This window comes from Luteibacter rhizovicinus (assembly GCF_004342265.1).
GTDB classification, from domain to species: Bacteria; Pseudomonadota; Gammaproteobacteria; order Xanthomonadales; family Rhodanobacteraceae; genus Luteibacter; species Luteibacter rhizovicinus_B.
The window spans coordinates 274,399-286,687 of the sequence record NZ_SMCS01000001.1; the positions used below are offsets into that span (position 1 = coordinate 274,399).

The following is a 12,289-nucleotide window of genomic DNA, read 5'->3' on the forward strand; positions in this document are numbered from 1 at the left end:
CGCAGGCGCGCTCCCACAGAGATCAAGAGCCGCTCCATGCTTTCTGTGGGAGCGCGCCTGCGCGCGAAAACCTACGGAGCAGTGAAGCGGCGAGCTACAAAATCGCCAACACAGCCTCAGGCGGCCGACCGACAGCAGCACGATCGCCATTGACGACGATCGGCCGCTGAATCAGCTTCGGATGCGCGACCATGGCCGCGATCAGTTCGGCGCGACCATGTTTCGGCTCGTCGAGCCCAAGCGCCGCATACTCCGTTTCGTCGCGACGCATAAGTTCGCGCGGTTCGATCCCGAGCATTCGCAGTAAGCCGTCGAGCTCATCCACGCCCGGTGGCGTTTTCAGATACTCGACGACATCCGGCGCAAGGCCCCGCTCGGTGAGCAGGGCCAGCGTCTCGCGCGACTTGGAGCAGCGCGGGTTGTGGTAAATCCGCAGCATCGCGACTTAGCGATTGCCGCTGCGGTTGCCGCCACCGCCACGGTTTCCACCGCCACCGCCGGTACGATTGCCACCACCACCGCCGCCAGGACGCGGACCACGGTTGCCGCCCGCCGGACGCGGACCGCCGCCCGTGCGATTGCCGCCACCACCCGGACCGCCGGTGCGGTTACCGCCACCGCCGCCCGGTCCGGCCGTGCGATTGCCGCCACCGCCACCCGGGCCACGCGAACGATTGCCGCCGCCGGGATTGCCTTCGTAACGGTTGCCGCCACCGGTACCCGGACCCGCGGCGCGATTGCCACCGCCGCCCGGACCCGCGGCACGGTTGCCATCGGTACGACCCGGACCACCCGCCGAGCGATTGCCCGGACCGGCATTCGGCCCACGCGCACCGCCGGGACGGGGACCGCCACGACCTGCCGGACGGCCCGCGCCGCCTGCATTGCCGCCAGCCGCGCCGGCGGCGTTACCGCCCTTGCGCGTGTCGCCGGCGAACCAGGTACGGATCGAGGGCAGTTCCTGGCCGGGGGCAACGCGGCGACCGCGCTGTCCACCGCCACCGCCCGCGCCACGTTCCGGACGGGCCACGTTGCCGTTGACCTCGCGACCGGGCGCGCCACCGGGGCGACGACCGCCGCGCGGACCGCGCGACGGTTCGTCGCGAAGACGATCGAACGCCGTCAGTTCGCGCGCTTCGTCGCGGTTGCCCGAGCTCCACGCATTGGTCGCGCCGCTGCGGTTGTCGGGCTTGTATTCGGTGACATGGCGCGGTGCGCGGCGCTGATGCACCACGGCACTGAGCGTCAGCACGGGAGCCGGAGCGCCCAGGTTGGCGCTGCGGCGCAGTTCCTTGATGGCTTCTTCGTCCAGCGACTCGCAGTCGCCGCGACGCAGTGCGCGCGGAAGCTCGGTGGTGCCGTAACGGATGCGCTTCAGGCGGCTGACCAGGAAGCCCTGCGAATCCCACAGGCGGCGGACTTCGCGATTGCGGCCTTCGCGGATGACGACGCGGAACCAGCTATGGCTGCCGCCGCGGCTGATGACGGCGATTTCGTCGAAACGGGCGGGGCCGTCCTCGAGTTCGACACCGGCCTTCAGGCGCTCGATCATTTCATCGGGCACTTCGCCGTGGACGCGGCAGAGGTATTCGCGCTCGAGACCGCTCTTCGGGTGCATGAGTGCGTTGGCCAGCTCGCCGTCGGTGGTGAGCAGCAGCAGGCCGGTGGTGTTGATGTCGAGGCGACCGACCGCGACCCAGCGCGCGCCCTTCAGGCGTGGCAGCTGTTCGAACACGGTGGGGCGGCCTTCGGGATCTTCGCGCGTGGTAACCACGCCTTCGGGCTTGTGGTAGACGAGCACTTCGGCATCGTCGCGCGAGTCGGTCGCGACGACGAACTGTTTGCCGTCGAGTACGACGCGGTCGCCGGCATGGACGCTGGCGCCAATGGTGGCGACGGTGCCGTTGACTTCGACTTCACCGGCCTGGATGCGCTGTTCGAGCATGCGGCGCGAGCCGAGACCGGCGTTGGCGAGGACCTTGTGCAGGCGTTCTTCGAGCTGTGCGCCGTCTTCGGCACGCGGCTCGCGTTTCAGGGTAAGCAGGGATCGTTGGGGCGCATTCATGCGCGGAACTCCTCGGTGTCTTGCGTGGCGGCGCCGTCATCGGCGTCCGCGGGATTCTCTGCCTCGTCGGCAGTGTGGGAAGCCGCGACGTCATTGGCGTCGGCAGGCAGGTCGTGTGTAGCGTCGGTCTCGTCCGTCGATGCTTCGACGTGAGCCGGTGTTTCTTCCGATGCCTCGTTCGCGGGTGCGTCGGGCATCGTCGGTTCGATGTCGTCCATGGAGACCTGAACGTGGGCGGGCATGGGAGCTTCGCCCTCGAAGCGCATCTGCGGATTCAGTTCCTCGAGATCGCGGATTTCCGAAAGTGGCGGCAGCGCGTCGAGCGATTTCAGGTTGAAGTAATCCAGGAAGCCGCGGGTGGTACCGAAAAGCGCGGGCTTACCCGGCACGTCCCGATAGCCCACGATGCGGATCCATTCGCGTTCCTCGAGCGTCTTGACGATGTTCGAGGACACCACCACGCCACGGATCTGTTCGATCTCCGGACGGGTGATCGGCTGGCGGTAGGCAATCAGTGCCAGCGTTTCGAGCAGGGCGCGCGAGTAGCGGCTGGGTTTTTCCGTCCACAGGCGCGCTACCCAGGAATGGACCTGCCGACGCACCTGGTAGCGAAAGCCGGAGGCGACTTCGATCAGCTCGACGCCACGGCCTTCGCAATCCTCGGCCAGCGCTTTCAGCGCCGTTTCGAGGTCGTCGGTGCCTACCTCGTCTTCATCGACGAAGATGGCTTTCAGCTGCGTGATCGTCATCGGCTGGGTTGACGCAAGCAGCGTCGCCTCGACGATGGGTTTCAGTTGCTCGGGTTGCATAGGCCTCGTCAATACCGCGCGGTCGCGCGGACCGGTTCTTTCGGCAAACCGCCGGATGGCCGGCGGACTGTCCTCGTCGCAATGGAAGCGGGAGCTTTCAGGCGACGTCCTGTTGGGATTCGACGTCGGCGTCGGTCAATACCTTCGCCTTGACGTAAATGGGTCCAAGTATTTCTTCCTGGACGATCTCCACCAGCATTTCCTTGGCCAGTTCCAGCATGGCCAGGAAGGTGACCACGACACCCAGACGTCCTTCCGTCGCGTCGAACAGCGTCTCGAAGCGATGGAACGAACCCGTGCCCAGCGCCTGGAGCAGGTCGCCCATTCTCTGACGGACGCTGAGCGGTTCGCGCTGGATCGCGTGATGCGTAAACAGATCGGCGCGGTTGAGCACGTCCTTCAGCGCCAGCAGCAGTTCCTTCAGGTCGAGCGGCGGTGGCACGCGCACCACGTTGTGCTCGCCGATAAACGCATGGACCGGCACCGTATCGCGTTCCAGCCGGGGCAGTTCGTCGATATCCGCCGCGGCTTTCTTGAAACGTTCGTATTCCTGCAGCCGACGGACCAGCTCGGCGCGGGGATCTTCCTCGATACCTTCTTCCGAAGGTGGCCGGGGCAGGAGCAGCCTCGACTTGATCTCGGCGAGGATGGCTGCCATCAGCAGGTATTCCGCCGCCAGCTCCAGCCGCATGACCTCGCGCATCATGTCGATATAGTCCATGTACTGCCGGGTGATCTCGGCCACGGGGATATCGAGGATGTCCAGGTTCTGCCGGCGGATCAGATAGAGCAGCAGGTCCAGCGGCCCTTCGAACGATTCGAGAATGACCTCGAGCGCGTCCGGCGGGATGTACAGGTCCTGGGGCATTTGCAGCACGGGTTGCCCGCGCACAAGCGCGAGAGGCATTTCCTGCTGCTGCGGAATGCCCGCGAAGGCTCCCTGCGTTTTTTCGACCACCTGTGCTTCGGCTGGTTCGTTGCTCATCGGCACACGTCAGATTGGCCGCTTGCCGCGACCGGGGAGTGCAAAGCCAACACCGCGCGCGCATCGGAGTGCGCGCCGGTTTCCGAATACAACGCCGGCTATGCCGGCCATCCCTGGTTTGTCGTGCCACGCCACGTCGCCGACGGGGCAACGGACACGAATCAAGGGGTGCCCAAGAGGGCAGCTCGTTTCCAAAGGTTTGTCGGGAGGGGCTGGTACGCACGACGTCGGTGTCGGACCGACAGGAGCGCGCGGCCTTACTGAAATCCACCCGATGTTGCACAGGGTATCGCCTGAGGGGCGCCAAGTCCAGCGGCAGCGAATGCGCGTTAGAGAGGACTTCAGGGCGGCCCCGGCGCACAATATCGGCCATGCCCACGGCCCCGCGAGCCATTATCCATGTCGATATGGACGCTTTTTATGCGTCCGTCGAGCAATTAGACGACCCGTCGTTGCGGGGGCGTCCGGTTATCGTGGCCGGACTGGGGCGCCGAGGCGTGGTATCCACGGCGAGCTACGAAGCCCGGCGCTACGGCGTCCGTTCGGCCATGCCGACAGCCGAAGCCCGGCGCCTGTGTCCGGACGGCGCATACGTCGTTCCCCGTCACACCCGCTACCAGGAAGTGTCGGCGGTGGTCTTCGATGTGTTCGGGGAGGTCACGCCGCAGATCGAGGGCCTGTCGCTGGACGAGGCCTTTCTGGATGTCACCGCCAGTCTGAAACTGTTCGCTTCCGTCGAAGCGATCGGGCGGCGGGTGAAGGAGGCGATCCGCGAGCGCACCGGCCTGAATGCATCGGTGGGCATGGCCACCAATAAGCTGTTGGCCAAACTGGCCAGCGAGCTGTCCAAGCCCGACGGCTTCCTGCGCATCGATCGCCACGAGATCCGCGGCTATCTGGACCCGCTTCCGGTCGGAAAGATGTGGACGATCGGCAAAGTGGCCGAAGAGGCCCTGCATCGCGTTGGCATACGCACGATCGGCGAGCTTGTGCGGGCGGACAACTGGCGGCTGGAAAAAGCGCTGGGAGAACGGCACGCACGACAGATTCTTGCGCTGGCGCGCGGCGACGACGAGCGTCCGGTCGTGACGGACGCGGCGGAAATGTCCATCGGCTCCGAATGGACATTCGATATCGACTTGCTCGAACTGCCTATCGCCGAAGCGTGGATGCTGCGGCAGTGCGAACGCGTCGGTGCCCGCGCCCGCGCTCGCGGACTCGATGCGCGCACCGTATCGGTGAAGCTGCGCGAGCCGCCTTTCGTTACCCATAGCCGGCAGGCGAAGCTTCCCGTGGCGGGTAACGGCACGCCGGAAATCTACGCCGTGGCACGTCGCTTGCTTCGTACCTGGTGGGAGCAGCATCCCAGGCCGCGACTTCGCCTGCTGGGTGTCAGTCTGTCGGGCTTCGATACCGTCGAGATGCCCCAGCAGGATATGTTCGCCGCCCCCGTGGAGAAGAAAAAGACGGATGGTGTGCAGGACAGGATCAACGAAAAGTTCGGCGCCGGTGCCCTGACCCGGGCGGGTGTGCTGAAAACCCGCAGTTCGGAATGAGAACATGTTGCGCTAATGTGTCGCTTTATGACGCGAACGGATGACAGGACGCCCGCGCGCGGCAACCCAAGCCCATCAAAGCCGTAGACGAGGAGAGAGGCGAAGAACATGACGACCGACGACAAGGATGGTCTGAGACAGCGCATGCGATTCCGCCATGCGCGCATGAAAGTGGAGACCGCGGTTCTGATGAGCCGGGGAGGGGAGGCGCACCCCACGGAACTGGTCGACATCTCCGCCACGGGCGCACTGATGCGCCGTCCGCTGGGCTGGCGCGGTGCGCCGGGCGAGACCTGGGTACTGGATATGATTTTCGGTCACGATCTGCACATCCACATGGAAGCGTGCGTCGCACGCGTGTCCGCGCGGCAGATCGGCATGGAATACACGCATATTCCCGACGACAAGCAGGCGCCGCTCTGGGAGCTGTTGGGTGGTTATGCCGATACGCTGGAGGCCTGGAACGAGGAGTGACTCCTCGTTCGCAGGCTCCGCATGAAGGCCGCCGTCAGGCGGCCTTTGCTTTTTCTTCGTTGCGCAGTTCGCGGCGAAGGATCTTGCCGACGTTGGTCTTCGGCAGGCTGTCGCGGAACTCGATGTACTTCGGACGCTTGTAACCGGTGAAGTTCTCGCGGCAGAAGGCTTTCAGCACTTCTTCGGTCAGCGCCGGGTCCTTGCGGACGACGAAGATCTTCACTACTTCGCCCGAATGTTCGTCGGCGACGCCCACGGCTGCCACTTCGGCGACGCCCGGGTGCTGCATGACGACATCTTCGATTTCATTCGGATAGACGTTGAAGCCGGACACGAGAATCATGTCCTTCTTGCGGTCGACGATATAGACGTAACCGTTTTCGTCCATGCGGGCGATATCGCCCGTGCGCAGCCAGCCGTTCTCGTCGAGCACCTTGGCCGTCTCGTCCGGACGGTTCCAGTAACCTTTCATGACCTGCGGACCGTGGACGCACAGTTCGCCCACTTCGCCGATGGGAAGCGGCGTGCCCTCCTCGGACCAGATGGCGACATCGGTCGACGGGATCGGCAGGCCGATCGAGCCGTTGTATTCGATGAGGGTCAGCGGGTTGATGCATACGGCGGGCGAAGTTTCGGTAAGACCGTAAGCTTCGGACAGCGTGACGCCGGTGACTTTCTTCCAGCGTTCCGCCACGGCGCGCTGCACGGCCATGCCGCCGCCCAGGCTGAGATGCAGTTTCGAGAAGTCGAGCTTGTCGAAGCCGGGCGTGTTGAGCAGGCCGTTGAACAGCGTATTGACGCCGGTCAGCGCGGTGAACTTCACCTTGCTGAGTTCCTTCACGAATCCGGGCATGTCGCGCGGATTGGTGATGAGGTAGTTCAGTCCGCCAAGACGGGTGAACACCAGTCCGTTCGCCGTCAGCGAGAAGATGTGATACAGCGGCAGGGCGGTGATGATGATCTCTTCGCCAACCGTCGTCGATGCACCGATCCAGGCGTCGGCCTGGAGCATGTTGGCGACCATGTTGCGATGGGTGAGCATCGCGCCCTTCGCCACGCCCGTCGTGCCGCCCGTGTACTGCAGGAAGGCGACATCGTCGTGGGTGACGTCGACTGTCGGCAGCGGGTGCGATTTGCCTCGCGACAGCGCATCGCCGAAGCGCACCGCTTTCGGAAGGGAGAATGCGGGGACGACCTTCTTAACGTGCTTGAGCACGAAGTTGATGATCGCGCCTTTCGGGAAACCGATCAGGTCGCCGATGCCCGTGGTGATCACGTGTTCGACGTGCGTACCGGACAGGCTCTGCTGCAGCGTGGCGGCGAAGTTGTCCAGGACCACGATGGCTTTCGCGCCGGAATCCTCGAGCTGATGCTTCAACTCGCGCACCGTATACATCGGGTTCGTGTTGACGATGGTCAGACCGAGACGAAGCGCGCCGAACAAGGCGATGGGGTACTGCAGCACGTTGGGCAGCATGATCGCTATGCGATCGCCCTTGACGAGCTTCAGTTCGCCGCTGAGATAACCGGCGAACGCGGCCGACATCTCGTCGATCTGTCCATAGGTCAGTGTGCGGCCGAAGTTGGAAAATGCGGGACGATCACGGAATCGCTTGAAGGCTTCGTCGAGCACCGCCGCAACCGATCGGTAACTGTTGACGTCGATCTCGGCGGGGATGCCGTCCGGATAGTGGTCTAGCCACGGACGCTCTTTGCTCATGAATCGGTCAAGCTCCTGAAAGAGGGTAGGCGGACGGCGTTGCGTCGTACCATCGAGGCATTGGAGCATACGCTCGCGTATAGCGGCAAGCCGCATTGCAGCGAGAAACTTCCGGGGAGCGATATGAGAAAAATCTTGGTGCTCGCGGCATTCATGCTGATGGCCGTCGCCGGTTGCCGGCACAAACCGGACGAGGACCGTGTGCGCGAGGCAGTAGCTGCCTCGGCCAGGGCGGCGGAAGCCGGGAGCCCGGGCGGCACCGTCGCCGCGCTTACCGGCGATTTCGACGGCAACCAGGGTGTACTGGACAAGCGTGGACTGGAAAACCTTCTGCGCGTCATTCGTCTGCGCGGACAGTCGGTGCATGCGCTCGTCGGCCCGATCGACACCGAGCGGCGTGGCGACCGGATGGTCGCGACGTTTACCGTGACGCTGACGGCAGGCACGGGCGTGTTGCCGGAGCAGGCGGGCGCCTGGCGGGTAGAGACAGGCTGGCGGCAGGAAGGCGGGGAATGGCGTTGTTATACGGCGAGCTGGACGAAGGCGATTTAGCCGAACCGTCCACGCTGCTTTTTGTAGGAGCCCGCTTGCGGGCGAAAGCCAACGGGGCGGTGACGATGTGGATTGCATCCGCAGCCAGGAGATCGGGCTCGCGGAGGGGAGCATCCGTCTTCCTCGCCCTGTTGGCTTTCGCCCGCAAGCGGGCTCCTACAAAAATACGGGCACAAAAAAGCCGCCCCGGTTTCCCGGGGCGGCTCTCATCTTGCGCTAACGATCCTGGCTTACGCCGCTTTCGCCAGCTGACGCAGCACATACTGCAGGATGCCGCCGTGGCGGAAGAACTCGCGTTCCTTCGGCGTCAGCAGCAGGGCCTTCACGGTGAAGGTCTTGACGCTGCCATCGGCGCGCTTCGCGGTGACGGTTGCGGTCTTCGACTCGCCGCCGTTCAGGCCGGTGATGTCGAACACTTCGTCGCCGGTCAGGCCGAGCGTCTGTGCGTTCTCGCCGTCCTGGAACTGACAGGGCAATACGCCCATGCCGACCAGGTTCGAGCGGTGGATGCGCTCGAAGCTTTCGGTGATGACGGCCTTGACGCCCAGCAGCAGCGTGCCCTTGGCCGCCCAGTCGCGCGACGAACCGGTGCCGTATTCCTTACCGGCCAGAACGACCAGCGGCGTGCCTTCGGCCTTGTACTTCATGGCCGCGTCGTAGATCGCCATCTGTTCGCCGGTCGGCACGTACTTCGTGTAGCCGCCTTCGACACCGTCCAGCATCAGGTTCTTGATGCGGATGTTGGCGAACGTACCGCGCACCATCACGTCGTCGTTGCCGCGACGCGAACCGTAGGAGTTGAAGTCCTTCGGCTCGACGCCCTTCGAGATCAGGAAGCGGCCCGCGGGCGAGTCCTTCTTGATCGAGCCGGCCGGCGAGATGTGGTCGGTGGTGATCGAGTCGCCGAAGATGCCCATGGCGCGCGCACCGTGGATGTCTTCGATGGTGCCTGGTTCGGCGGTCATGCCGTCGAAGTACGGCGGGTTCTTGATGTAGGTCGAATCGTCCCAGACGTAGAGATCGCCATCGGGCGACGCGATCTGGTTCCAGCGGCTGTCGCCCTTGAACACGTCGGCGTAGCTGTCCTTGAACATCTGCGGATTGATCGCACCGGCGATCGTGTCCGAGATTTCCTGGTTCGACGGCCAGATGTCCTTGAGGAACACCGGCTTGCCATCGCTGCCTTCGCCGATCGGTTCCTTCGTCAGGTCGATATCGAGCGTACCGGCCAGCGCGTAGGCGACGACCAGCGGCGGCGAGGCCAGGTAATTCATCTTCACTTCCGGATGCACGCGACCTTCGAAGTTGCGGTTACCCGAGAGGACGGAGGCAACGGCCAGGTCGCCATCGGCGATGCCCTTGCTGATTTCGACCGGCAGCGGACCGGAGTTGCCGATGCAGGTGGTGCAGCCGTAGCCGACGACGTAGAAGCCGACCTTCTCGAGTTCCGTGAGCAGCCCGGTCTTCTTCAGGTATTCGGTGACGACCAGCGAGCCCGGTCCGAGCGAGGGCTTCACCCAGGGCTTGGAGGTCAGGCCGCGGGCGGCGGCTTTCTTCGCGACGAGACCGGCCGCGAGCATGACCGCCGGGTTCGACGTATTCGTGCACGAGGTGATGGCCGCGATCACGACGGAACCGTCGTTGATATGGAAGCTCTTGCCGTCCTTCTCGATGCGTACGCCATCGGCGCTGCTGACCGCGTTCGCTTCGTTGCCGACAGCGGTACCGCCGCCTTCGTTATTGAAGTTGGCGACGTCGCCGTTCTTCGGCTTGCGGCTTGCGGTGAGCGGACCCACGGCGTCGAGGAAGCTCTGCTGGACGCCTTCGAGCAGCACGCGATCCTGCGGACGCTTCGGGCCGGCGAGCGACGGGCGCACATCGGCCAGGTTCAGTTCGAGCGTGGTGGTGAACTCGGCGTGCGGCGTGTTCGCGTCGTGCCACAGGCCCTGGGCTTTGGCATAGGTTTCGACCAGATCGATCTGGTCTTCCGTGCGGCCGGAAAGACGCATGTAGTTCAGCGCTTCCTGATCGATCGGGAAGATGCCGCAGGTGGCACCGTATTCCGGCGCCATGTTGGCGATCGTCGCGCGGTCGGCCAGCGGCAGGGCGGCGAGGCCTTCGCCGAAGAACTCGACGAACTTGCCCACGACGCCGAGCTTGCGCAGCATCTGGGTGACGGTAAGCACGAGGTCGGTGGCGGTGACGCCTTCGCCGAGCTTGCCTGTCAGCTTGAAGCCGACGACCTGGGGAATCAGCATGGACGACGGCTGGCCGAGCATCGCGGCCTCGGCCTCGATACCGCCCACACCCCAGCCCAGCACGCCGATGCCGTTGATCATCGTGGTGTGCGAGTCGGTACCGAAGACGGTGTCGGGATAGGCCCAGGACTGGCCGTCCTTGTCCGCCGTGAACACGACGCGGGCGAGATGCTCCAGGTTCACCTGGTGCACAATGCCGGTGCGCGGCGGCACGACCTTGAAGTTGTTGAACGCCTTCTGGCCCCAGCGCAGGAACGAGTAACGCTCCTGGTTACGCTGGAACTCGATCTCGACGTTGGTTTCCAGCGCGCTCTGCGAGCCGAATGCGTCGACCTGGACCGAGTGGTCGATGACCAGTTCGGCAGGCGCCAGCGGGTTGATCTTGTCGGGGTTGCCACCGAGCTTGGTGACGGCGTCGCGCATGGCGGCGAGGTCGACGATGCAGGGAACGCCCGTGAAATCCTGCAGCACGACGCGCGCCGGCATGAAGGAGATTTCGGTATCCGGCTCGGCCTTGGCGTTCCAGTTGGCGACCGCCTCGATTTCCTTCGCCGTGACGTTCACACCGTCTTCGTGGCGCAGGAGGTTCTCCAGCAGGATCTTCATGGAATAGGGAAGGCGCTTCAGGTCGAAACGCTCGCCGAACTTGGCCAGGCTGGCGATGGTGTGGCGTTTGCCGTTGACTTCGATACTGTCTCGGACCGAGAACGAGTCTTTCATGCTGTACTCCTGGCGTGAACGATCTTTGCTGGGGAGGCATCCGGCGCTTCGTGTGGCGCGCCGTCAAAGCCGGGATTATCGCGCAAAACGGCGGCCCACGGCGAACGCGGGGGCCGGATCGACGGGGTAGAATGGGGGATTGACGTATCGTCGCCCGATTCTTCGGCGCCGAAAGGATGGAATGGCGAGGCGATGGGTGCAAACGCTTTTGACGGCATGCAGCGTTCGATGATTTCGATGGCCCTCTCGGCCGTGTCGCTGCGCGATCTGGCGCTGGTGCAGGCGGTGGCCCGTCAGGGCAGTTTCAACAGTGCCGCGCGCGCCATGCACATCAGCCCGTCGGGCCTGTCGCATCAGGTACAGAAGGTCGAACAGGCGCTCGGCGTACCCCTCTTCGAGCGCGGTGGCCGGCGCGTGGTGCCGACCGCCAGCGGTCAGCGCTTGCTTGCGCATATCGACGAGGTGCTGGCCGCCGCCGGACAACTGGAGCAGGGCGCCCGTGCCGGCGCGCTGGCCTTCGGCGGCGAATTGCGCTTGGGCGTGCCTTCGACCCTGGGCCCGTATCTGCTGCCGCATTTCATCGAGCCCTTTCCGCAGCGCTTCCCCGGCGCCCGTCTGACCATTTCCGAGGGCAAGCCGCGCGGCCTGCTTCGCCGGTTGCACGAGGGCGAGCTGGATGCCGTGCTCGCGCCGCCCACGACATCGGTCAACGGTATCGAGTCGACGGCACTGTTTTTCGAGCCGTACGAGCTGATGCTGCACGTGGATCATCCGCTGGCGTCGCGCGCCAGCGTTTCCATGGACGAACTCGATCCCGCCGATGCCACGCTGATGGCGGAGAGCCACGGTCAGGGGGCCGCCGATCTCGGCGCCGAGGGCATGGCGAATCCGGCCCGCATTCAGGATCTCAGTCTGGAAAGCCTCGCCACGCTGGTGGCCTTGCGCGGCGGTTATACGCTCGTGCCGATTCTCGCGCGCGAACGCCTCGCGTCGATTCCGAACGTGGTGCTTGCCGCTGTCGAGGGTGCACGGCCGGGGCGGCACATCGCGCTTTACTGGCGTAGCGCGTCGCCGTGGCAGGACGATATGCAGGCGTTCGCTGCGTTGTTGAGGGATCTGGCGAGTCGGATTCCGGGGTTGTCGGCGTAAA

Annotated in this window: 10 protein-coding genes; 4 read left to right on the plus strand and 6 right to left on the minus strand. The window is 64.7% G+C overall.

From position 1 onward, the window contains the following. Positions 1-94: 94 nt before the first annotated feature. From arsC to EC912_RS01275, 4 genes are all read right to left on the minus strand, one after another. Positions 95-439, minus strand: a complete 345-nt coding sequence (arsC, locus tag EC912_RS01260; RefSeq protein ID WP_132141334.1) for an arsenate reductase (glutaredoxin) — start codon at positions 437-439, stop codon at positions 95-97. A 6-nt stretch (positions 440-445) separates the two neighbouring features. Next, positions 446-2,065, minus strand: a complete 1,620-nt coding sequence (locus EC912_RS01265; RefSeq protein WP_132141335.1) for a pseudouridine synthase — start codon at positions 2,063-2,065, stop codon at positions 446-448. Further along, complete coding sequence (gene scpB / locus EC912_RS01270) at positions 2,062-2,874, minus strand: SMC-Scp complex subunit ScpB (RefSeq protein WP_132141336.1); 813 nt, start codon at positions 2,872-2,874, stop codon at positions 2,062-2,064. Before scpB ends, EC912_RS01265 begins: the two co-directional genes overlap by 4 nt. A 97-nt stretch (positions 2,875-2,971) precedes the next feature. Further along, positions 2,972-3,859: a segregation and condensation protein A gene (locus EC912_RS01275; protein ID WP_132141337.1), complete on the minus strand. Its 888-nt coding sequence runs from the start codon at positions 3,857-3,859 to the stop codon at positions 2,972-2,974. A gap of 371 nt (positions 3,860-4,230) precedes the next feature. Between EC912_RS01275 and EC912_RS01280 the strand changes: the two genes are divergently transcribed. Together EC912_RS01280 and EC912_RS01285 are read left to right on the plus strand one after the other, a co-directional pair. Beyond that, the gene (locus EC912_RS01280) at positions 4,231-5,415 is read left to right on the plus strand and encodes a DNA polymerase IV (RefSeq protein ID WP_132141338.1); all 1,185 of its coding nucleotides are present in this window, start codon (positions 4,231-4,233) and stop codon (positions 5,413-5,415) included. Between the two features lie 108 nt (positions 5,416-5,523). Next, positions 5,524-5,889 carry a PilZ domain-containing protein gene (locus EC912_RS01285; RefSeq protein WP_132141339.1) on the plus strand — a complete coding sequence of 122 codons (366 nt, stop codon included), beginning with the start codon at positions 5,524-5,526 and terminating at the stop codon, positions 5,887-5,889. A gap of 34 nt (positions 5,890-5,923) precedes the next feature. Here the strand turns inward: EC912_RS01285 and EC912_RS01290 are convergent, their stop codons facing one another. Next, positions 5,924-7,609 carry an AMP-binding protein gene (locus tag EC912_RS01290; protein ID WP_132141340.1) on the minus strand — a complete coding sequence of 562 codons (1,686 nt, stop codon included), beginning with the start codon at positions 7,607-7,609 and terminating at the stop codon, positions 5,924-5,926. Positions 7,610-7,732: 123 nt separating this feature from the next. Here EC912_RS01290 and EC912_RS01295 point away from each other — a divergent pair, with 123 nt between their 5' ends. Beyond that, a complete protein-coding gene (locus tag EC912_RS01295) occupies positions 7,733-8,161 on the plus strand; it encodes a hypothetical protein (protein WP_132141341.1) in 429 nt (142 codons plus the stop codon). 230 nt (positions 8,162-8,391) lie between these two features. Here EC912_RS01295 and acnA read toward each other — a convergent pair whose 3' ends face one another. After that, on the minus strand, positions 8,392-11,139 hold the full coding sequence (gene acnA / locus EC912_RS01300; protein WP_132141342.1) for an aconitate hydratase AcnA: 2,748 nt from the start codon (positions 11,137-11,139) through the stop codon (positions 8,392-8,394). A 216-nt stretch (positions 11,140-11,355) separates the two neighbouring features. Here acnA and EC912_RS01305 point away from each other — a divergent pair, with 216 nt between their 5' ends. After that, complete coding sequence (locus EC912_RS01305) at positions 11,356-12,288, plus strand: LysR family transcriptional regulator (protein WP_132141859.1); 933 nt, start codon at positions 11,356-11,358, stop codon at positions 12,286-12,288. Position 12,289: the final 1 nt, after the last annotated feature.

What these genes read in the sequence shown, in the direction of transcription:
- arsC (WP_132141334.1), bottom strand. Translation starts at nt 439, where the DNA reads ATGCTGCGGATTTACCACAACCCGCGCTGCTCCAAGTCGCGCGAGACG.
- EC912_RS01265 (WP_132141335.1), bottom strand. Translation starts at nt 2,065, where the DNA reads ATGAATGCGCCCCAACGATCCCTGCTTACCCTGAAACGCGAGCCGCGT.
- scpB (WP_132141336.1), bottom strand. Translation starts at nt 2,874, where the DNA reads ATGCAACCCGAGCAACTGAAACCCATCGTCGAGGCGACGCTGCTTGCG.
- EC912_RS01275 (WP_132141337.1), bottom strand. Translation starts at nt 3,859, where the DNA reads ATGAGCAACGAACCAGCCGAAGCACAGGTGGTCGAAAAAACGCAGGGA.
- EC912_RS01280 (WP_132141338.1), top strand. Translation starts at nt 4,231, where the DNA reads ATGCCCACGGCCCCGCGAGCCATTATCCATGTCGATATGGACGCTTTT.
- EC912_RS01285 (WP_132141339.1), top strand. Translation starts at nt 5,524, where the DNA reads ATGACGACCGACGACAAGGATGGTCTGAGACAGCGCATGCGATTCCGC.
- EC912_RS01290 (WP_132141340.1), bottom strand. Translation starts at nt 7,609, where the DNA reads ATGAGCAAAGAGCGTCCGTGGCTAGACCACTATCCGGACGGCATCCCC.
- EC912_RS01295 (WP_132141341.1), top strand. Translation starts at nt 7,733, where the DNA reads ATGAGAAAAATCTTGGTGCTCGCGGCATTCATGCTGATGGCCGTCGCC.
- acnA (WP_132141342.1), bottom strand. Translation starts at nt 11,139, where the DNA reads ATGAAAGACTCGTTCTCGGTCCGAGACAGTATCGAAGTCAACGGCAAA.
- EC912_RS01305 (WP_132141859.1), top strand. Translation starts at nt 11,356, where the DNA reads ATGCAGCGTTCGATGATTTCGATGGCCCTCTCGGCCGTGTCGCTGCGC.